The sequence below is a fragment of the Cellulomonas wangsupingiae genome, assembly GCF_024508275.1.
Lineage (GTDB): Bacteria > Actinomycetota > Actinomycetes > Actinomycetales > Cellulomonadaceae > Cellulomonas > Cellulomonas wangsupingiae.
Genome location: NZ_CP101989.1, coordinates 1856407 through 1876969 on the forward strand (window position 1 = coordinate 1856407; position 20563 = coordinate 1876969).

Sequence of the window (20563 nt, forward strand, 5' to 3'; positions counted from 1 at the left end):
ACCGGTCGGCTAGCGTCGTGTCCCGTGCCTGCGACGACACCCCCCACCGGTCCCACCGACGCCGTGACCGAGCGTGCGCCCCGCAGCGTCCTGGTGACGGGCGCGAACCGCGGCATCGGCCGTGCCATCGCGCAGCGTTTCCTGGCGTCGGGCGACCGGGTGGCCACCATCGTGCGCTCGGGCGGCGCACCCGACGGCGTCCTGGAGGTCCGCGGCGACGTCCGCGACACGGCCTCCGTCGACGCGGCGTTCACCGAGGTGGAGGCCGCGCACGGTCCCGTGGAGGTCGTGGTGGCCAACGCCGGCGTCACCCGGGACGGCCTGCTGATGCGCATGACCGACGAGGACTTCGCCGAGGTGCTCGACGTCAACCTCGCCGGGGCCTTCCGCGTCGTGCGCCGCGCCAGCAAGGGCATGATCCGGTCGCGGCGCGGGCGCATCGTGCTCATCTCGTCGGTCGTGGGCATGTACGGGTCGCCCGGGCAGGTCAACTACGCGTCGTCGAAGGCCGGGCTCGTGGGCATGGCGCGCTCCATCACGCGCGAGCTCGGCGGGCGCGGCATCACCGCGAACGTCGTCGCGCCCGGGTTCATCGACACCGACATGACCCAGGCGCTGCCGGACGACCGGCAGCAGGCGTACCTCGGCTCCATCCCGGTCGGCCGCTTCGGCCACGCGGACGAGGTCGCTGCCGCCGTGCACTTCCTCGCGTCGGACGACGCGGCGTACGTCTCCGGTGCCGTGCTGCCCGTGGACGGCGGCCTCGGCATGGGGCACTGACCCCGCGCGACCTGCACCACCGGCGCCGCGCGCGCCGGTCCTGACGACCGAAAGGCCTGGACCATGCCACTGCTCGAGGGCAAGACCCTGCTCGTCACGGGCGTCCTGACGGACAGCTCGATCGCGTTCCACGTCGCGCGCCTGGCGCAGCAGGAGGGCGCCACGGTCGTCCTCACGTCGTTCGGGCGCCAGCTGCGGCTCACGCAGGCGATCGCGCGCCGGCTGCCCCAGGCGGCGCCCGTCGTCGAGCTCGACGTCACGTCGGCCGACGACCTGGCGGCGCTCGCGGACCGGGTGCGCGAGCACGCGGACCACCTCGACGGCGTCGTGCACTCCATCGGGTTCGCCCCGCAGTCCGTCATGGGCGGCAACTTCCTCGCCGGGCAGTGGGAGGACGTCGCGACCGCCGTGCACGTCAGCGCGTACTCGCTGAAGGCGCTCGCGGTGGCGTCCCAGCCGCTGCTGACGCGTGGTTCCAGCCTCGTCGGCCTCACCTTCGACGCCCGGTACGCGTGGCCGGTCTACGACTGGATGGGCGTCGCGAAGGCGGCCTTCGAGTCCACCGCGCGGTACCTCGCGCGCGACCTCGGCCCGCAGGGGATCCGCGTCAACCTCGTGTCGGCGGGCCCGATCCGTACCACCGCCGCCAAGTCCATCCCCGGCTTCGAGGCGATGGAGGGCGGCTGGCCCGAGCGTGCGCCCCTCGGCTGGGACGTCACGGACCCCGAGCCGACGGCCCGCGCCGTCGCCGCGCTGCTGTCCGACTGGTTCCCCGCGACGACCGGCGAGATCGTGCACGTCGACGGTGGCGTGCACGCGATGGGTCTGTGACCGTCGGCGTCACGTACGTCACGCCCCGCCGCGGCCCCGCGGGTACCCGGGTGGCCGTGCGCGGTGGGACGCTGGTGCGGTGACCCAGCACCGACTCGTCCTCCTGCGGCACGCCAAGGCCGAGCACGGCGGTGCCGTCGACCACGACCGGCCCCTGGCCCTCGTCGGCCGGCGGCAGGCCAGTGCCGTCGGTACCGCGCTGGCCGAGGCCGGCCTCGCGCCCGGGAGCGTGCTGTGCTCCTCGGCGTTGCGCACGCGGCAGACCTGGGAGCTGGTGCGTACCGCGCTGACGGCCTCCGGTGCCGCCGCGCCGGTCGTGGCGGTGACCGACGAGCTCTACGACGCGGGCGCCTCCGACGTCGTCAGCCTCGTGCGTGGCGTGCCGGACGACGTGGGCACCGTGCTCGTCGTCGGGCACGAGCCGACCGTGTCGCACGTGGCGGCCACGCTCGCGGGGCCGGCGAGCGACGACGCGGCGGTGGCGCGCGTGCGCACGGGCGTGCCCACCGGCGCGTGGAGCGTCCTGGAGGTCGACGGGTCGTGGTCGGACCTCGCTGCCGGGTCCGCGCGGCTCACGGGCGTCGCGACCCCCTGAGCGCGGTGACGCGCCGCGCGGGAGCCGATCGGCTCAGAGCGCGAACGCGTCCAGCGAGAGGACCGCGTCCAGCCGGTCGCGGACCACGGCGTCGGCCGCGGCCACCAGCACGGGCTTGGCGTTGAACGCGATGCCCGTCGCCGCCGCCGCCAGCATGTCCAGGTCGTTGGCGCCGTCGCCGATCGCGATCGTGCGGTCCATCGGCACGCCGGATCGGCGCGCGTAGTCGGCCAGGGTGACGGCCTTGGCGGCGCGGTCGACGACCGGCCCGTCGACGTGTCCGGTGAGCCGCCCGTCGCGCACCTCGAGGCGGTTGGCGTGCACGAGGTCGATGCCGAGGTCCGCCGCGAGGGGCCCCACGATCTCCACGAAGCCCCCGGACACCAGGCCGACGGGCCAGCCGCGCGCGTGGAGCTCGGCGACGAGCTCGCGCGCCCCGGGCGTGAGCTCGACCTCGGCGAGCACGTCGGCGAAGACGGACACCGGCAGCCCGGCGAGCGTCGCGACACGCTCGTGCAGGGACTGCGCGAAGTCGATCTCGCCGCGCATCGCCCGCTCCGTGATCCGCGTGACGAGCTCCCCGGTGCCGGCGTGCGCCGCGAGCATCTCGACGACCTCGCCCGTGATCAGCGTGGAGTCGACGTCCATGACGACGAGCCGGGTCGCAGCCGTACGGGTGTCCACGTCCGCAGGCTAGCGGGCGGCGCGGCGGGTCTCGGCGGATGTCCGCATGGCGTCCGCCGGACGGCGCGCGCCGGGCGACCGCGTCGGACGGGTACGTCGGACGAGCACGGACTGCTGGTCCCGGCCGCGACGCAAGCAGCCCCGGGCTGAACCGTCGGCGGCGCCGCTCACCGCACCAGCGGCTCGGCCTCGACGGTCGCCGAACGCAGGGCGTCGTCCCCGGTACCCGCCGCGCGAGCCGCGTCCCCACGGGCGTCGGCGACCAGGGGGGAGAGGTGCTCGACGAGCGCGCGGACGGACCGGCGGCCCGGCTCGTCGAGCAGGTCGGGCTCGCACTCGACGCCGAGCTCATCCTCGATGCCCGTCAGGAGGGCGACGACCCGCAGCGAGTCGAGCCCGACGTCCTCGACGAGGTCCGCGTCGGCAGGCAGCGCCGGGACGTCCACCCCGGGTGGGACGACGCGGGCGAGCGTGGTGCGGACCTTGACCTCGACCTCGTCCATGGCGACCTCCTGGCCTGCGTGAGCCCTCTCGACGTGCGGGCGGGCGCCGCGAGCCCGGCGCCGCGGCGCCCACCACCGTCACGGTCGGGGATACATCCCGGGTACATCCGTGCTTGTGCGGGTCGTCACCTCGGTGCGAAGGTCCGGTGCCATGGCACTCACTGTCGCGTTCGTCGGTGCGCAGAGCATCGAGTTCGCCCGCGACGACGTGGCGGACCTGTGCGCGCGCCCGGAGATCGGCGCGGTCCGCATCACGCTGCACGACCCGGACACCGACCGGCTCGCGCAGGTCCGGCGCGTGGCCGAGCACGTCGTGGCGGGCACGGGCGCCCGGCACGTCGAGGTCGACGCGCGCACGGACCTCGCCGGCGCGCTCGCCGGTGCCCGCTACGTCGTGACCGAGCTCGAGGTCGGCGGGGTCGAGGCGACGTGCACGGACCTCGACGTCGCCGCACGGTTCGGGGTGCGACAGACCGCGGCGGACACGATCGGCATCGGCGGCATCTTCCGTGGCCTGCGCACCGTCCCCGTGGGGGTGGCCGTCGCACAGGAGATGACGCGGCGCTGCCCGGAGGCGCGGCTGCTCTCGTACACGAACCCGATGTCGACGCAGGTCCGGGCCGTCGCGGACGTGGTGCCCGGCATCGAGGTGCTGGGTCTGTGCCACGCGGTCCGGGACACGCACGCGTACCTCGCAGGGCTCGTCGGTCTCGACGACGACACGGTGGACGCCGTGAGCGTGGGCGCGAACCACCAGACGTTCGTGCTGCGGTTCGAGCACGCGGGGGCCTCGGTGTACGCGAAGGTGCGGGAGGCGGTCGCGGCCGGCCCGCGGACGTTGTCCGCGGAGCTCATGGACCGCTTCGGGTACTTCCCGGTCGAGCTCGGCGACCAGCCCGCGGAGTACCTGCCCTGGGTCATGCGGCACGACGCCGAGCTCGCCCGGCTCGGCGTGCGCGTGGGCACCGCGGACGACGTGCGCCGCGCGCACCGCAGCGAGGACGAGGAACTCGCGCGCGCGGCCCGCGACGGCCACGTCCCCGTGCCCCGACGGCACCCGGAACCCGCGACCGAGATCCTGCACGCGCTGGAGACCGGCGCGCGTACCCGGGTCTCGGTGACGGTGCCGAACCGAGGACTGCTGCCCGACCTGCCGCCCGGCAGCGGTGTCGAGGTGCCGTGCGACATCGCGGGCGGCCAGGCGCACCCCGTCGCCGTCGGGGCGCTGCCGCCGCAGGTGGCCGGCCTCGTGCGCGGCTTCCTCACGGTCGCCGACCTCGTCGCCCGTGCGGCGATCGAGTCCGACCTCGCCCCGGCGCGCCAGGCGGCGCTGCTCGACCCGGCGACCTCGGCGACCCTGACCCCCGGCGAGGTCGACGACCTGTTCGACGCGCTGCTCGATGCGCACGCACCGTCGGGCCTGTACGCGCAGTACGGCACGGACCGGCGGCCCGCTCGCCGCACAGCCCGGGCGACCTGACCCGCGAAAGCTCATCCGGAGGCGCTCCCGCAGGGCCTCGCCCACGAGACACGAGGGAAGCACATGACGACGACGCGCACGATCGCCCCCGACGGCACCGAGCACGCGCCCTCGCGCACCAGCCCGGGCACGTTCCCGACCGGCGTCTCCGCGGCCGTCATGGACAACGACCGCCTCGACACCCGCCTGCCGCACATCCTCGAGCGCCTCGCCCCCCTGGACCCCGTCGTGGTGGCCGACCGCGGGGACCCGTGGCGCACGTCGCGGGAGGCCTGGTCGTCGATCGCGCCGGACGCCACGCACCACCTCGTCGTGCAGAACGACGTGCGCCTCGCTCCGGACCTGCTCGACGCGATCGCCGTGCTGATGGCGGCCCACCCCGACGCGGGTTTCGCGTTCTACGCGCAGTGGGACACCAACTGCGCCTTCCGGGTCCGCATGGGCGCGCTCGGGGGGGACGCGGTCGTCGAGGCGAGCGCGCGCGACTGGGTCCCGGCGCAGGGCCTGCTGCTGCCGCGGTCCGCGTGCGAGACGCTCGCGGGTCTCCCGCCCGACGCCGACCGTGACGACGACGAGGTGCTCGCCCGGGTGCTGTTCTACGCCGTGGAACCGGTCCGGCTCGGCCTGAGCGTGCCCAACCTCGTCGAGCACGACGACGACCCCCGGCTCGGCTTCAACGCGCGCGACGGCCTACGCCGCACCGCGAGCTACGCCGAGCACGCCGGTCCCTGGTCGGACCTGCCAGCGACGACGTGGGACGGGCACGGCTGGGAGGAGATCGGTCTCGGGATGTCCGCCGAGGGTGCCCACCTGGACTTCGGGCTGCACGCCCCGGCAGAGCCGCAGGCTCTGCGCCAGATCCGTGTCCCGTGGCGCCGGGTCGTGGCCGAGGTGGGCCTCGCGCCCGGGGACCTCGACGACCTCGCGCGCACGCTCGTCGCCGAGGTCGGGCCCGCACCCGCGGCCGGGCCCGACCCGGAGGCGCTGCACGAGTACGCGGTCGCGTGCGCGCTGCACGGTGTCGCGTGGCGATCGTGGTGGCGCGGTGGGCGGCCCGCCGGGACCTGGTCGCGCTCAGCGCTCGTCGACGCGGCGCTCGTGTCGTTGTGGCGCAGCGGCGCGCGCACCGACGGCCTCGACCCGCAGGACGTCCTGCCGCTCGCGCACCGGGCGCTCGCGGCGGGTGCGCGCCTGGACGGTGCCGTCGCGGCGCCCGAGGCGTACGCGAGGCTGACCCGGTGGTTCCGGACGACGCGAGCATTCGACAGGATCTGGTGACGCCGGTCGACGGAGCTCCCGCGCTCACCTGGCCTCATGTCATGACGTGGCGTGCGCAGCGGCAGCACCTGACCAGCCGCCTCCCCGCCGCGCGGCTCACCGACGTCGTGTCCCGGCTGGCCGGCGTCCAGGCCCAGCTGCTCTCGTCCGTCCAGCTCGCGCTGTGGGCGCGCACCGACGGGCTCGACCGCGAGGCGCTCACCGACGCGCTGTGGCGCCGGCGCTCGCTCGTCAAGCTGTGGGGGATGCGTGGCACGCTGCACGTGCTGCCGACCGACGAGCTCGCGACCTGGCTCGCGGCGTTCGGCACCTACCGGGGGTACGGCATGGACGACTCGCGGGTGCGCACGCTCGTCGAGCACGTCGGCGCCGCACTCGACGAAGCGCCCCTCACCCGCGCCGGACTCGCCGACGCGGTGCTCGCGCGCAGCGGCTCTGCGGAGCTCGCGGGCATGGTCGCCGGGAGCTGGGGGCTCTATCTCAAGCCCGTCGCGTTCCGCGGGCAGCTGTGCTTCGCCGATGGCGACGGCACGCTCGTGCGGTTCTCGACACCCGCGCGGTGGACCGGCGCACCGGTCGACCCGGTGGCCCCCGCCACAGCGCTGCGCCGGGTCGCGCGGCGGTTCCTCGCGGCGCACGGCCCGGCGACCGAGGTGGATCTCGCCCGGTGGTGGGGCGTCGGGCACGGGCAGTCGCGACGCATGCTGCAGCTCCTCGGCGACGAGGTGCGCCAGGTCCGTGTGGCCGCGACGCCGGCCTGGGCGCTCGCCGAGCACCTCGACTCGCTGGTCTCGACCGAGCCCACCGCGCGCGTGCACCTGCTGCCCGCGTTCGACCAGCTCACGCTCACCGCACCACGGGACGAGCGCGCGGTGCTGCCCGCGCCGCGCGCGCGGGTCTTCCGCGACCAGGGCTGGGTCTCGCCGGTCCTGCTGCGCGGCGGTCGCGTCGCCGGCGTGTGGCGGCACCGCGCCACGACGCGCAGGCTCACGGTCGAGCTCGAGCCGTTCGCGCGGTGGGGCGCGCGTGCGCGGGCCACGACCGAGCGCGAGGTCGAGCGCCTGGCGTCGTTCCTCGGCGGCAGCCTCACGGTCACCTGGCTGAGGTAGTGGGCACCGCCGATGTATGCGTGCTGTATCGCACGTCGCGAGCATCGCGAACGTGCCCACGTCGACGTCCGGTCGGACCGTCCCGCTCTCCCCGAGCCAGGAGCTGCTCTGGGAGTTCATGTCCGCGCTGTGCCCGCACGACCCGGCCGGCTCGCGCGAGCTCACCGTCGAGCACCGACGGCTGACGGGTGCGCTCGACCCTGACGTCCTCCTCGACGCGCTCGGTGACGTGGTGCGCCGCCACGACCCGCTCCGGCTCGTGGTCGACGCCGTCGGCCCGCAGCCCACGCTGCGCGTGCTCGACGACGTCGAGCCGCTCGTGGAGGTCGTCGACCTGAGCGGTACGCCGGCGTCCGAGCGGGACGCGCGCGTCGCCGACCTCGCCGACGCCGACCGGCGCCGCACGTTCGACCTGGCCCGCGGCCCGCTGTGGTCCGTGACGCTCGTACGGCTCGCCGCCGACGAGCACCTGCTCCTGCTGAGCTTCTGCCACCTCGTCGGAGACGGCTGGTCGGCGAAGGTGCTCGTCGAGGACCTCGTCGCCGCGTACGCGGCCCGTCAGAGCCTCGGCCCGCACCCCGCACCGCTGGACCTGGACTGGGACGACCTCGTGCGGCTGCAGCGCGCGACCCTCCCGCAGGAACCCGCCCGCGCGGAGTACTGGCGCTCGCGCCTGGCTCCCGCGCCGCCGTACCACGCGTTCCCGTTCGACCCGCCCGGCCCGGACTCCGACCTCACGGGCGAGGTGGCCTACCCGTTCCGGTTCACCCCGGACGTCAGCGGGCGCCTGCGGGCCGTCGCATGGCGCGCGCGGACCAGCCCGTACGTCGCGTTGATGGCGGCGTACCACGTGCTCGTCGCCTCCCGCACGGGCCGCACGCGCGTCGTGATCGGCACGACGACGCTCGGCCGGGACACACCGGAGTCGCGTCGGATGGTCGGGCAGTTCACCAACGACGTGTGCGTGCCCCTGGTCGTGCGACCGGAGGCGTCCCTGCTGGACGTGGTCGCGGAGGCGCACGCCGCGATGGCCGAGGCTGCCGCGAACGTCATGCCGTTCCAGGCCCTCGCCCGCGCCGTGAACCCGTCGTTCGACGAGCAGCGCCCCTGGCCGGACAACCATCTGTTCGACTCCTACCTGCAGTCCGCCGTGCCTGCCTCGGCGCCCCTCGTGCTGCCCGGGTTGCGGATCGAACAGACGTGGCTCGACGACGACGGCCGGGAGCGCCCCCCGGTCGTGACCGGGCGCGAGGTGCCACCGGGCACGATGCCCGTGTGGGTCAAGCGCGGTGCGCCGATCGTCGTGGTCGACGACGACCGCGCCGGGGGCGTGATGATCGCGAACGTCGCGTTCTACCCTGCCGCGCTCGTCGACGGGCTCGTGGCGGACTACGTGCGCATCGTCGAGGCGCTCGTCGAGGACCCGGACCGCCCGGTGGGCGGGCTCGTGCTCGCGTCCGCCGACGCATGACGGTGCACCAGGGCCCCACGGCCCGGCTCCTGCGTGCGCGGCGGCCCGGGTCCGTGCGCCCGGCACCTCGCGTACGTCAGGGCCTCTCGCTACCCTCACCGGTATCCGGCCGCAGGGGGCGACCGTGTTCTGCCGCACGGTCTGCGTGCGCGCTTCCCGGAGAGCGAGGACAGCGATGACCCGGCAGGACCAGACGCCCAGCAGCACGACGACGTGGTCGCGGTGGAAGGCCGAGGCCGTCCGGCCTCGCCTCCTCATCCTGCGGCACCTGCCCGTCGCCGGCGTCGGGCTCGTCACGACCCTCGTCGTGGTCAACCTCCTCCTCGGGCTGCTGCCCATCGGGTTCGTCGTGGCGACGAGCGCGCTGGTCGGCGAGGTGCCCGGTGCGGTCGCGGGCGGGGAGGGCTCCGACGCGTGGCGCGAGCTCGTGCGCCTGTTCGTCCTCGCCGCCGCGGCGTTCGTCGTGCAGCAGGTGCTCGCGCCCGTCCAGCTCACGCTCGGAGAGATCGCCCGGCGGCGCGTCGACGGCCACGTCCACCAGCGCCTCATCGGGATCTCGATGCGCAGCACGGGGATCGGGCCCATGGAACAGCAGGACTCCCTCGACGCGCTCAAGGAGGCCAGCCGCCGCCTCGACGGCAGCTGGGAGACCCCCGGTATGGCCTGTGCAGGGCTGATCGCGCTCGTCGCGCGGTACACGAGCCTCGTCGGGTACTGCGTGCTGGTCGGGGCGGTCGTGTCGTGGTTCGCCGGCGCCGCGCTGCTGGTCACCGTGCTCGTTTTCCGGTACGGCAACCGCGGCGGCCTGCGCAAGTACTCGCAGGCGTGGTCCTCCGTCATCGCCGTCTTCCGGCGCGCGACCTACCTGCGCACGCTCGCCCTGAGCGGCTCCGCCGCGAAGGAGCTGCGCGTGTTCGGGCTCACGGGCTGGCTGGGCGACCGGTACGCCGACGCGCACCGGCAGTGGCTCGCGCCCGTGTGGCGTGCCCGACGACGGATCTACCTGCTCCCGTACCTCGCGTACACCGCGATCGGGCTGGCCGTCTCCGTGCTCGTCTTCGTGGCGCTCGCGCGCACGGGCGCCGCCGGCAGCGTGACGCTCGCCGAGCTCGCGATCGGCCTGCAGGCCACCATGGGCGCGCTCATGCTCGGTGGGTACTACCCCGAGTCGGACGACGCGACACAGCTCGGCATGCTTGCGGCCGAGGGCATGGAGAAGCTGGACGAGCGGGTCGCGCGACACGACACCGTGCCGTCGCAGAGGGGCACCGTCGACCCCGCGTCGCTCGACGTGCCCTCGGTGCGGTTCGAGGGTGTGCGCTTCCACTACCCGGGCAGCAGGCGACCGGTGCACGACGGGCTCGACCTCGAGCTCGAGCCCGGCCGGTGCACGGCGCTCGTCGGGATCAACGGCGCAGGCAAGACGACGCTCGTCAAGCTCCTGACCCGCCTGTACGAACCCACGAGCGGCACGATCCGGTTCGGCGGGGTCGACCTGCGGGAGATGGAGGTGGACCGCTGGCGGCGCCAGGTCAGCGTCGTGTTCCAGGAGTTCCTGCGCTTCGAGCTCTCCGCCGCGGACAACATCGCGCTCGGTGCCGTGCACGTCCCCCGGGACGAGACCGCGGTGCGGCGGGCCGCGGAGCGCGCGGGGATCCGGGACGTGCTCGAGTCGCTGCCGCACGGCTTCGAGACCCCGCTGTCGCGCGCGTACACCGGTGGCGTGGACCTGTCGGGTGGGCAGTGGCAGCGCGTCGCGATCGCGCGCGCCTTCTACGCCCTCGAGGCCGGCGCCCGGCTGCTCGTGCTCGACGAACCGACCTCGGCGCTCGACGTACGCGCCGAGGCGCGGTTCTTCGAGCAGTTCGTCGAACGGACCCGTGGCGCCACGTCCCTGCTCATCTCGCACCGGTTCTCGAGCGTCCGGCACGCCGACCGGATCATCGTCCTCGAGCACGGTCGCGTGCTCGAGCAGGGCACGCACGACGAGCTCGAGGCGGCAGGTGGCCGGTACGCCGAGCTCTTCCACCTCCAGGCCGAGCGCTTCACGCAGGACGACGTGCCTGACGAGCGAGCCGTCACGACCGCCCGGGGAGCCGAGCGATGAAGGACACGATGCGTGCGTGCGGCGAGCTCCTGGCGCTGTCCTGGCGTCAGGACCCCCGCAAGCTGACGATCTCGATCGTCCTCAAGCTCGGCGAGGCCTCGGCGCTGCCGCTCGCCGCGAGCGCACTCGGCCGGCTCACCGACGCGGCGGTCGACGGCGACGTGGGCAGGGCGTCCCTGGCGGGCGCCGTCGTCGCGGTGCTCGTGATCGCTGCGCTCACCATGGGTCACTTCGCGCACGTCCTGTACTACGAGCTGGGCGAGCTGAACTTCCTCACCAAGGACCGCGAGCTCATCGACATCGCGAACGCCTCGCGCGGCATCGAGCACCACGAGCGGCCCGAATACGCCGACAGGGTCCAGGTCCTCCGGCAGGAGCTCGAGCGCGTGGGCTGGAGCAGCATGGAGGCGCTGCTGTCTGGTCTGAGCCTCGCGGTCGCGATGCTCGTGACGGGCGTGCTGCTCGCGCGGCTCGACCCGTGGCTGCTGCTCCTCCCGCTCGCCGCGGCGGCTCCCGTGGTGCTGGGCCGCAAGGCCGAGACCGGGCTGGCTGCCGGGCGAGAGGCCGCCGCCGAGAGCTCGCGCCGGGCGTGGCACCTGTTCAGCGTCGTGTGCGACGCGGAGCCGGCCAAGGAGCTGCGCGTGAGCGGCCTCGGTGCCGAGCTCGGTGCGCGTCACGCCGTCCTGTGGCAGGACGCGTCCCGCATCCTGCGGCGCGCCGAGGTGCGAGCCGCGCTGCTGCGGGTCTGCGGGCAGCTCGTCTTCGCCGCCGCCTACGTCGCATCGACCCTCGTCGTGGTGCGCGCCGCCGTGTCCGGGCAGCGCAGCGTGGGCGACGTGGTGCTCGTGATCTCGCTCGCGGCGCTGGTCAACCAGCAGGTCACGTCCGCCGTCGGCGTCCTTCAGGACCTGCAGCGGGTCGCCCGCACGCTCAGCGACTTCCGGTGGATGCGAGGGCTCGTGGCGTCCCCGCCGGACGTCCCTGCTGACGCGCCCGTGCCGACGCGGCTCACGGACGGGATCCGGCTGCGCGACCTGGCCTTCCGCTACCCGGGCACCGACCGGGTTGTGCTGGAGGACGTGAACCTCGATCTGCCCGCCGGGTCGACGGTCGCGATCGTCGGGGAGAACGGCGCGGGCAAGACGACGCTCGTCAAGCTCCTGTGCCGGTTCTACGAGCCGACGAGCGGCACTGTCGAGGTCGACGGCGTCGACCTGCGGCGCATCCCCGTCGACGCGTGGCGCGCACGGCTCTCGGCCGGGTTCCAGGACTTCGCGCGCTTCGAGCTCGTGGCACGTGAGTCCGTCGGGGTGGGTGACCTCCCGCGGGCCGACAGTGACGAGGCCGTCATGGCGGCCCTCGAGCGCGCGCACAGCGCCGACATCGTGGACCGGCTCGAGGACGGGCTCGACACCCAGCTCGGGATCACCTATACGGACGGGACCCGGCTCTCGGGTGGCCAGTGGCAGAAGATCGCGCTGGGCCGCGCCATGATGCGCGAGGAGCCGCTGCTCCTCGTCCTGGACGAGCCGACCGCCGCGCTCGACGCCGAGGCCGAGCACCTGCTGTTCGAGCAGTACGCCGCGAACGCCCGTCGCGTCGCCAGGGCCACGGGCGCGATCACGGTGCTCGTCTCGCACCGCTTCTCGACGGTGCGCATGGCCGACCTCATCCTGGTCGTCTCCGATGGGCGGGTGCAGGAGGCGGGTGACCACGACGCGCTGATGGCGAACGGTCAGCTGTACGCCGAGCTGTACGGGATGCAGGCCGCGGCCTACCGGTGAGCGCCCGCGTGCGGCGCGCTGACGCGGGTCGCTGCAGCGACGGCGGACGTCAGCGCGACGGCCGCGGTGCGGCAGCGGTCCTGCCCGCCGAGGGCACGAACCGGTCGAGGGGAGCAACGCGGTAGCCGTCGCCCAGCAGCGACTCGAGGATGCGCGGCACGGCCTCGACGGTCTGCGCGCGGTCCCCGCCGCCGTCGTGGAGCAGCACGACGGATCCGTCGGCGCAGCCCGTGACGACGTCGCGGACGATCACGTCCGCGCCCGGTCGCGCCCAGTCCGGCGACTCGACGTCCCACATCACCGTCGTCATGCCCGAGGCCGCCAGCTCCCGCAGCACGCGCGGGTCGCGCCCGCCGTACGGCGGGCGCACGAGCGTCGGCGCAGTGCCGGTGACGTTCTCGATCGTCGCGCTCGTCCGCTCGAGCTGGTAGCTCAGGGAGAGGCTGTCGAGGTCCGGCAGGTACGCGTGCGACCACGTGTGGTGACCGATCGTGTGCCCGGCCGCGGCGATCTGCTCGACGACGTGGGGATGGGCCTGCGCCTGCATCCCCACGCAGAAGAACGTCGCGTGCACGTCGAAGCGCCGCAGGACGCGCAGCAGCGCGGGGGTGTGCTCGGGATGTGGACCGTCGTCGAACGTCAGCGCGACCTCGCGTGACCCGGCGGGCCCGCGCACGACGAGCGAGCCGGCGGCCCGCAGGTCGTCCTCCAGCGGGACGCACGCCGCCTCGGCCTGCTCGACCTCGGCGTCGCGCCCTGCGAGGCCGCCCTCGAGCGCCGTCAGCCGCTGGAGCGCGGCGGGGCTCGTCACGGCGAGGGCCGCCAGCTGCTCGACCGGTGCGCCGCCCGCGGGGCAGCCGTGGTGCGGGGCGCGGGCGCGCGCGTGCGGCGGGTCGACGCGGTGGACCGCGAGGTCCGCCTCGACCAGGACCCGCTCGAGCACGCCGGCCGTGGAGTCGATCACGCACGCGAGCCCGCCCGGCGCCGCGCCGCGCCAACGTGCGAGGTCCGCGACGAGGTCGTCGAGCAGCGCGACGGGGTAGGCGCGTCGTGCGGACACGGGCGCCCCGGACGCGTCGACGACAGCGACGACCAGATCCGTGCCCACCCAACCCACGCCGGCGAACCACATGACGCACCTCCTCGCGCGGGACGGCGGGGCACGTCGGACGGCGCCGCGCGCCCACTGTGGCAAGGGCCCGACGTGCGACGCAACCACCCTCGCGGGCGCGTGTATCGGCGATGTACCGACGTGGGCGACCGTCGTGCCGTGGACATCCAGGACCAGGTGACGACGCTCGCCATGGACGCGCCACGCGCCACCCTGGGACTGAGCTGCTACACGGCCAACCTCGAGCGGTACCTGTCGCACGAGTGGGACGGGCCGGCGCTGATCGCCCGCTCGGTGCGGCTCGCGGTCGGCCTGGGCCGGCAGGACGGGCTGCTCGCGTTCTCCCACCACGACCCCGCGCTCGACGCGCTGCCGGACGGCACGCACCTGCGCCACGCGGGCGCGGCGAGCGTCGGTGACGCGCTCGCCGGGATCGCCGACGAGGTGCGCTCGTGGGGCAGGGCCCTCGTGGTCGCGGACGCGTCGCGCCTGCCGTGGGCGCCACCGGGCGTCGACCCCGGGCCGCACTGGCTGCTCGTGGACGGGCGCCGAACGGACGCGTGGCACGTGGTCGACGCGTTCGCCGCGTTGCTGCCCCAGGGAGCCCAGGCGTCGTTCGACGGCTGGCTCGGCACGGACGTGCTCGCGCGGGTGCTCGATCTGCCCGAGCGACCCGGACCATGGCCCGAGGTGCACCGCCTGCGCGACGAGCTCGCGTTCGGTGCCGTCGTCGAGCCCGGCCCGCACGGTCGTGCGCGGTGGCTGACCCGCACCGCCCTCACCGGGCCCGTACCAGGGCCGGACGGCGGGCTGCCGGGCCGGTGGCTCACGACCGACGAGGAGACCCTGCCGTTCCTCGCGGAGCACCTCGTCGCGGAGGGTGCGCGCGCGGCGCGTCAGCTCGAGGACGTCTGGGCGGTCGCCGGCCACCGCGCGTTCGCGCATGGCTGGGCCCTCGCGCACGGCACCGCGGCCGACCCCGCCCGCGCGGCGCACGCGCGCACGCTGTGGGAGCGCCTGCCGCGGGACTTGCGGTACGCAGTGACCGCGGCGCAGCGCGGGCGTGCACGCCCGGACCTCGTGCGTGACCGGTTGGCCCGTGTGATGGAGGCCGAGGTCGCCGCCGCCGGCGACGACGTGACAACGCGTGTCGTACGAGAAGGGGAGGGACCATGAGCGGACGGCTGAGGCTCGCACTCGTGGGGGCCGGACGCATGGGGCGCACGCACCTGCACGCGCTGCGGGACCACCCTGGCGTGGTGCTCACGGATGTCGTCGAACCCGTGACCGCGACGCACGCCGACCTGGCGCACCACGGGCTGCGCGTGCACGCGACGCTCGAGGACCTGTTCGCGTCCAGGCGTGTCGACGCTGTCCTCGTCGCGACGCCCACCGGTACGCACGGTGACCTGGTGCGCGCCGCGGTCGACGCCGGGCTGCCGGTGCTGTGCGAGAAGCCCGCCGGGCTCACGTCGAGCGACGTGACGCATCTCGGGCGGTACGCGCACGAGCGTGGCGTACCGGTCCAGGTGGCGTACTGGCGCCGCTTCGTGCCGGGCCTGGTCGAGCTCCGTGACCGGGTCGAGGCCGGAGACCTCGGCGAGGTGCACCTCGTGAGCTGCGCGCAGTGGGACGGGGCGCCACCCTCGGCGGCCTTCCGCGCGACGAGCGGCGGCATCTTCGTCGACATGGGCGTGCACGAGCTCGACCAGGCGCGCTGGCTCACCGGCGCGGAGATCGCCGTCGTCAGCGCGTCCGCGGCAGCGGGCGTGAGCGACCCTGACGTGCACGGGGACGTGGACTCCGCGCACGCGACGCTGCGGCTGTCGACCGGAGCCCTCGCGGCGGTGTCGCTCGGCAGGTACAACCCCGGTGGTGACGTCGTCGAGGCGTCCGTGCGCGGGACGCGCGGCGTCGTGCACGTGCCCGTCGTGACGCCCGGCGACGGGGACGTCCCGTTCCACCGGGCTCTGCGCGCACAGGCGCAGGCGTTCGCCGACCTGGTGGGCACCGGGACCGGTGCGGGCGCGCGCGTGAGCGACGCCGCCGCGGCGCTCGCCGCGGCCGAGGCGGCGTCGGCGCATGCCGGGCTTCCCTCGGGGGAGCCCGCCCGTGTCTGACCTCACCGTCGACGGGGACGTCGCCCTCAGTACCGTGGTCATGCACCACCCGGCGCGCGCCGACCGGGTCTGCGCGCTGCTGAGCGCCGTCGCGCCGCTCGCGACCCGGGTCGTGGTCGACCCGGACCCGACGGGCCCGCCCAGCCCGCTGCGGACCGCGAAGCTCGCCTGGGCCGCGGTCGCCGACGGCGCGACGCACCACCTGGTGCTCCAGGACGACATCGTCCCGTTGCGCGGGTTCGCCGCGCACGTCCTGAACGCGGTCGCGGGTCGCCCCGACGCGGGCGTGACGTTGTACGCGCACTGGAAGAGCCCGCACAACGCGTACCTCGTGCGCCGTGCGGCGGTGCTCGGGGCGCCGTGGGCGCGACTGTGCCGGGTCGAGTGGACCCCCACGCTGGGGCTCGTGCTGCCCGCGGACGAGGCGCGCGCCCTGGCCGAGTACCTCTCGCACCTGCCCGACGAGCTGCTGGACGACGACGACTACGTCACCCCGTTCTGCGTCGAGCGCGGGCTGCCGGTGCTCGCGACCGTGCCCCACCTGCTCGACCACGGCGATGCCCCGAGCCTGTCGGGGTACGAGGACGAGGGGGAGCGCCGCGCGACGGTGTTCGACCAGGCCTGGACCGTCCCGCGAGAGCACTGGTCGGGTCAGCCCACGCCCGCCGTGGTCGAGGCGCGCACGTGTGCGGTCGAGCTCCGCGAGTCCCGGTGCGTGCTGAGGTTCCTGCGCGCCGGCACCGACGAGCCGCTCGAGCACGCGTTCGGCTGGGACTGGTACGAGTGGGCTCCGCTGGTCGACGTCGACGTCGACGTCGTGCTCGACCGCTGGGAGCGGGCCGCGGGCGAGGTCGTGCTGCGCGGGGTGCCGCTCACAGGCTCCCCGGACGAGCGGGTGCTGCGGGTGTCGGTCGAGGTATGGGCGGCGTGCTACCTGCTCGGCCGCGACGTCGCGACCGAGGCGCGGACGCGCACCCTCGACCCGCTCGGGGACGCGGTCCGCCTCGGCGCGGTGCGGGCGTGGATCGAGGCCGGGCTCGCCCTCGCGGACCTGACGGAACTGGGCCGCGACGAGCGGGTGGCCCTCGACGAGCTCGGCGCGCGGGGCCTCGCCGCCGGGCTGGGGGAGCGGGAGCGGGTCCGTGCCTGAGACGACCGCGACCGATCGCGACCTGCTGGCCGTCGTGCGCCGCCTCGCGGCCCGCGAGGCGCAGGCCCACCTGGTCCACCCGGTCATGAGCGCGTGGACCGACGAACCGGCCGTCACCGTCTCGATCCGCGTCCGGCCGTGCCCGGTGTGCGGCACGCGGCCGGGTGGCCCCGGTGTGGTGGCACCGGCGACGGCGCTGCGCCCGGTGCGAGAGGTGCGGGTGCTTGCCGACGGTGAGCGACAGGTCGAGGGTTCGGCGCTGCTCGTCTCGCTGTGGTGCGAGGCGCTGACCGGCCGCGCGCTCGTCCCGCTCGTAGCGCAGGGCGCAGCCCGTGCGGCGACCGTCGCGCGGACCCGTGCCGCGACGGTCGCGGAGCTGCACGGTGCCGGGGTGACCGGGCTGTTCGACGTGCTCACCGCGCTCGACGCCGCCGAGGAGCCGTGGTCGGCGCCCGGTGCCGAGCGATGGACGCTGCCCGCCGCGACGCGGTACCGCCTGGCCGGGGCGGAGGGCCGAGCAGGCGGCCGTCCCGCGCCGGGGAGCGTCCTCCGTGCCCGGCTGCGCACGTCGTTCGCCTCGCCGCACCTGGCCGACCCGAACCTCGCGGAGCTTGCCGACGCGTACCGCGCGTACCGCCTCGAGGTCGCCGCGTCTGCGCTCCTGGGCTGATCTCGGGGGCCGGTCGTCGTCGCCGGGTCGCGACCACGGCGGACGGTGGACGGCGCGTACGAGGCTGCGGCGCGCGGAAGGGCGCCGACGAGCCTGCTCCGCGCGCCCTCGGGCCCACCCGCCTCACGCCCGTGGAGTGTCCGGTGCTGAGATCTCTGCCCGCGAAATCGCATATATCGCCCGTGTACGGGAGGTGTATCCGGTGTCGCGAAGATCACATTCATGACGACCTCAACCACGCGTCCGACCCTTCGTCTCGTGGTAGACGGAGGTACGCCTGTCCGTTCCCCGCAGCGGCGCTGGCCCGAGTGGCCGGTCCCAGCGCCGGGCGCCGAGCAGCTCCTCACCGAGGCGCTGCACAGCCGTCGCTGGGCGATCAGCAGCCCGTCGAACGGCGCCGACCTGTTCGAGCGCCGGTTCGCCCGGCGCTTCGCCCAGTACGTGGGTGCGGCCCACTGCGTGCCTGTCGACCACGGGTCGAGCGCGCTCGTCGTGGCGCTCGAGGCCCTCGGCATCCCCCACGGCGAGACCGTCCTCGTACCCGCCCTCACCTGGACCGCCTCGGCGACAGCCGTGCTGCGGGCGGGTCTCGTACCGATGCTCGTGGACGTCGACCCCGCGACGGGCTGCGTGCGTCCCCAGGACCTCGACCTGGACGTCGGCGCCGCCGCGCTCGTGGCGGTGCACTGGGCCAGCGTCATGGCCGACGTGCCCGCGCTGGAGGCGGTCGCGGGACCCGCAGGACTCGCGATCGTCGAGGACGTCGCTCAGGCGCACGGCGCCACCTGGCAGGGCCGGCAGGCCGGCACGCTCGGACGGCTCGGGTGCTTCAGCTTCCAGAACGGCAAGGTGCTCACGGGCGGCGAGGGTGGCGCGGTCGTCACCGACGACGCCGGACTCGCGTGCACCCTCGAGGAGCTGCGCGCCGACTCACGCCGCTACCGGGACGACGCCACGCCGCGGGGTGAGCTCGACCTGGAGGAGAGCGCGGGCGTCCAGGGGGCCAACTTCTGCCTCTCGGAGTTCAGCGCCGCCGTGCTGTGCGCCCAGCTCGACGAGCTCGACGCGCAGCACGAGACCCGCAACCGCAACTACGCGTTGCTCACCGAGCTCCTCGCTGAGGTCGAGGGCGTGCGGCTCCTGCAGCCGCCCCCCGCGCAGACCCGCATGTCGATCTACGAGGCGACCGTTGTGTTCGACGCCCTGCCCGCGGACGTCTCGACCGCGCGCCTGGGCGAGGCGCTGACCGCCGAGCTCGGCCGCCGCTTCTACCCGACCGACGCGCCGCTGCACCGCAGCCCGCTGCTGCAGCCCGGCTCGAAGGCCGCACTCGGCCCGCTCGCCGAGCGCTTCGTCGAGCTGCATCGCGGACGCACCTACCCGGGCTGCGACCAGATCGCCGGCCGGTGCGTGCAGACGCACCACAGCACCTTCCTCGGTGACGGCGACGACATGCAGGACATCGCGGCGGCCGTCACCAAGGTGCGCGACGCACTGGTGCGACCCCGTTGACCGCCCACCGACCCCACCCGCCGGAGCCACGCACGCCGGCCCCGGGCCTCCTGCGCCACCTCGCGCCAACGGGCGCCCTGCGTCCTCCCGCACGACCCGACCGGAGCCGGACCGCCCGGCGCCGCGACCGCACCGCGAACGGAGCACTCCCGTGACCACGACGATCTCGAGCACCGCGACCCCTGACACCATCACGAGCGGCCCGCGCCAGGAGCGCGTCGGGCTGTGGCTCAACGGCGCGCGCGGCTCGGTCGCGACGACCGCCGTCACCGGACTGCTCGCCATCCGCGACGGGATCGAGGAGCCCACCGGCTGCGTGACCGACAGCCCGCTGCTGCACGACGCGGACCTGACGCCCTGGACCTCCTTCGCGGTCGGCGGGCACGACGTGGTTACGACCTCGCTCGTGCACCGCGCCGACGCTCTCGTCGAGTCCGGCGTTGTGCCGGCGCGGGTCCTGGCGCAGGTGCGTGCCGAGCTCGCGGACGTCGAGGAGAACCTCCGCCGGGGCTACGACCCGCTCGCGGACGACGAGACGCAGGCGGAGGCCGCGACCCGCCTCTCGGCGGACATCCTGGCGTTCCAGGAGCGGCACGCACTGACCCGCGTCGTGGTCGTCAACGTCGCCTCGACGGAGCCCCCCGTGAGCGTGCTGGCCGAGCACCGCGACCTCGACCAGCTCGTCGATGCGCTCGCCGACCCCGCCCGGAAGGTGCTGCCACCCAGTGCGCTCGTCGCGTACGCGGCGTTCCGCGCAGGGGCGGGCTTCGTCGACTTCACACCGTCGACCGGTGCACGGCTGCCGGCCCTCGAGCAGCTCGCGCTGCGTCAGGGCGTGCCGTTCACGGGGTCGGACGGCAAGACAGGCGAGACGCTGCTGCGGACCGTGCTCGCGCCCATGTTCACCTCGCGCGCACTGCGTGTGCTCTCGTGGGCCGGCATCAACCTGCTCGGCGGTGGGGACGGCGCGACGCTCGAGGACCCGGCGAACGCGAGCAGCAAGCTCGTGTCGAAGTCCGGCGTCCTGCCGGCCCTGCTCGGCAGCCCCGTCACCGCACCGCTGCACATCGACAACGTGCCCGACCTGGGCGACCACAAGACCGCCTGGGACCACGTGTCGTTCGAGGGCTTCCTCGGCGTGCGGATGAACATGCAGATCACCTGGAGCGGCGTCGACTCGACGCTCGCGGCGCCGCTCGTGCTCGACCTCGCGCGGTTGGTCGCGGCCGCGCACGCCGCAGGGCGCAGCGGAGCGCTGCACGAGCTCGGGTTCTTCTTCAAGGACCCCGTCGGCACCGATCAGCACGCGCTGGCCGAGCAGGCGACCGTGCTCCGCGCGTGGGCGAGCGGGCTCAAGGGCGCGCCGGTGGCCTGAGGG

At 74.8% G+C, this 20563-nt stretch carries 18 protein-coding genes; 15 read left to right on the plus strand and 3 right to left on the minus strand.

Annotation, left to right across the window (positions count from 1 at the left end; all coding sequences use genetic code 11):
• The first annotated feature begins 24 nt into the window (after positions 1-24).
• The 3 genes from fabG to NP075_RS08620 all read left to right on the plus strand — a co-directional run bounded on the left by fabG (position 25) and on the right by NP075_RS08620 (position 2206).
• Positions 25-780, plus strand: a complete 756-nt coding sequence (gene fabG, locus NP075_RS08610) for a 3-oxoacyl-ACP reductase FabG (RefSeq protein ID WP_227562793.1) — start codon at positions 25-27, stop codon at positions 778-780.
• 63 nt (positions 781-843) lie between these two features.
• Entirely contained in the window at positions 844-1611 is a 768-nt protein-coding gene (gene fabI, locus NP075_RS08615) for an enoyl-ACP reductase FabI (RefSeq protein WP_227562794.1), read from the plus strand.
• A gap of 79 nt (positions 1612-1690) precedes the next feature.
• Complete coding sequence (locus tag NP075_RS08620) at positions 1691-2206, plus strand: SixA phosphatase family protein (protein WP_227562795.1); 516 nt, start codon at positions 1691-1693, stop codon at positions 2204-2206.
• 33 nt (positions 2207-2239) lie between these two features.
• Here NP075_RS08620 and serB read toward each other — a convergent pair whose 3' ends face one another.
• Both serB and NP075_RS08630 read right to left on the minus strand, forming a co-directional pair.
• Positions 2240-2890 carry a phosphoserine phosphatase SerB gene (gene serB, locus NP075_RS08625; protein ID WP_227562796.1) on the minus strand — a complete coding sequence of 217 codons (651 nt, stop codon included), beginning with the start codon at positions 2888-2890 and terminating at the stop codon, positions 2240-2242.
• Positions 2891-3057: 167 nt separating this feature from the next.
• Positions 3058-3393, minus strand: a complete 336-nt coding sequence (locus NP075_RS08630; protein ID WP_227562797.1) for an acyl carrier protein — start codon at positions 3391-3393, stop codon at positions 3058-3060.
• A gap of 151 nt (positions 3394-3544) precedes the next feature.
• Between NP075_RS08630 and NP075_RS08635 the strand changes: the two genes are divergently transcribed.
• The 6 genes from NP075_RS08635 to NP075_RS08660 all read left to right on the plus strand — a co-directional run bounded on the left by NP075_RS08635 (position 3545) and on the right by NP075_RS08660 (position 12622).
• The gene (locus tag NP075_RS08635) at positions 3545-4873 is read left to right on the plus strand and encodes a family 4 glycosyl hydrolase (RefSeq protein ID WP_227562798.1); all 1329 of its coding nucleotides are present in this window, start codon (positions 3545-3547) and stop codon (positions 4871-4873) included.
• Between the two features lie 63 nt (positions 4874-4936).
• Positions 4937-6151 (plus strand): hypothetical protein, encoded by a 1215-nt coding sequence (locus NP075_RS08640; RefSeq protein WP_227562799.1) that lies wholly within the window; start codon positions 4937-4939, stop codon positions 6149-6151.
• 41 nt (positions 6152-6192) lie between these two features.
• Positions 6193-7260, plus strand: coding sequence for a winged helix DNA-binding domain-containing protein (locus tag NP075_RS08645; protein WP_227562800.1), 1068 nt, complete (start codon positions 6193-6195; stop codon positions 7258-7260).
• A 52-nt stretch (positions 7261-7312) separates the two neighbouring features.
• Entirely contained in the window at positions 7313-8731 is a 1419-nt protein-coding gene (locus NP075_RS08650) for a condensation domain-containing protein (protein ID WP_227562801.1), read from the plus strand.
• Positions 8732-8906: 175 nt separating this feature from the next.
• Positions 8907-10838: an ABC transporter ATP-binding protein gene (locus tag NP075_RS08655; protein WP_227562802.1), complete on the plus strand. Its 1932-nt coding sequence runs from the start codon at positions 8907-8909 to the stop codon at positions 10836-10838.
• Complete coding sequence (locus tag NP075_RS08660; protein ID WP_227562803.1) at positions 10835-12622, plus strand: ABC transporter ATP-binding protein; 1788 nt, start codon at positions 10835-10837, stop codon at positions 12620-12622. The genes NP075_RS08655 and NP075_RS08660 overlap by 4 nt, the downstream gene beginning before the upstream one ends.
• 49 nt (positions 12623-12671) lie before the next feature.
• Here NP075_RS08660 and NP075_RS08665 read toward each other — a convergent pair whose 3' ends face one another.
• Positions 12672-13754, minus strand: a complete 1083-nt coding sequence (locus NP075_RS08665) for a polysaccharide deacetylase family protein (RefSeq protein ID WP_227583102.1) — start codon at positions 13752-13754, stop codon at positions 12672-12674.
• 138 nt (positions 13755-13892) lie between these two features.
• Here NP075_RS08665 and NP075_RS08670 point away from each other — a divergent pair, with 138 nt between their 5' ends.
• From NP075_RS08670 to NP075_RS08695, 6 genes are all read left to right on the plus strand, one after another.
• Complete coding sequence (locus tag NP075_RS08670) at positions 13893-14909, plus strand: hypothetical protein (protein WP_227562804.1); 1017 nt, start codon at positions 13893-13895, stop codon at positions 14907-14909.
• The gene (locus NP075_RS08675; RefSeq protein ID WP_227562805.1) at positions 14906-15853 is read left to right on the plus strand and encodes a Gfo/Idh/MocA family protein; all 948 of its coding nucleotides are present in this window, start codon (positions 14906-14908) and stop codon (positions 15851-15853) included. Before NP075_RS08670 ends, NP075_RS08675 begins: the two co-directional genes overlap by 4 nt.
• Positions 15846-17003: a hypothetical protein gene (locus tag NP075_RS08680; RefSeq protein WP_227562806.1), complete on the plus strand. Its 1158-nt coding sequence runs from the start codon at positions 15846-15848 to the stop codon at positions 17001-17003. Before NP075_RS08675 ends, NP075_RS08680 begins: the two co-directional genes overlap by 8 nt.
• Positions 16996-17673, plus strand: a complete 678-nt coding sequence (locus NP075_RS08685; RefSeq protein WP_227562807.1) for a hypothetical protein — start codon at positions 16996-16998, stop codon at positions 17671-17673. The genes NP075_RS08680 and NP075_RS08685 overlap by 8 nt, the downstream gene beginning before the upstream one ends.
• Before the next feature lie 222 nt (positions 17674-17895).
• Positions 17896-19185, plus strand: a complete 1290-nt coding sequence (locus tag NP075_RS08690; RefSeq protein WP_227562808.1) for a DegT/DnrJ/EryC1/StrS family aminotransferase — start codon at positions 17896-17898, stop codon at positions 19183-19185.
• A gap of 151 nt (positions 19186-19336) precedes the next feature.
• Complete coding sequence (locus NP075_RS08695; RefSeq protein ID WP_227562809.1) at positions 19337-20560, plus strand: inositol-3-phosphate synthase; 1224 nt, start codon at positions 19337-19339, stop codon at positions 20558-20560.
• Positions 20561-20563 lie beyond the last annotated feature (3 nt).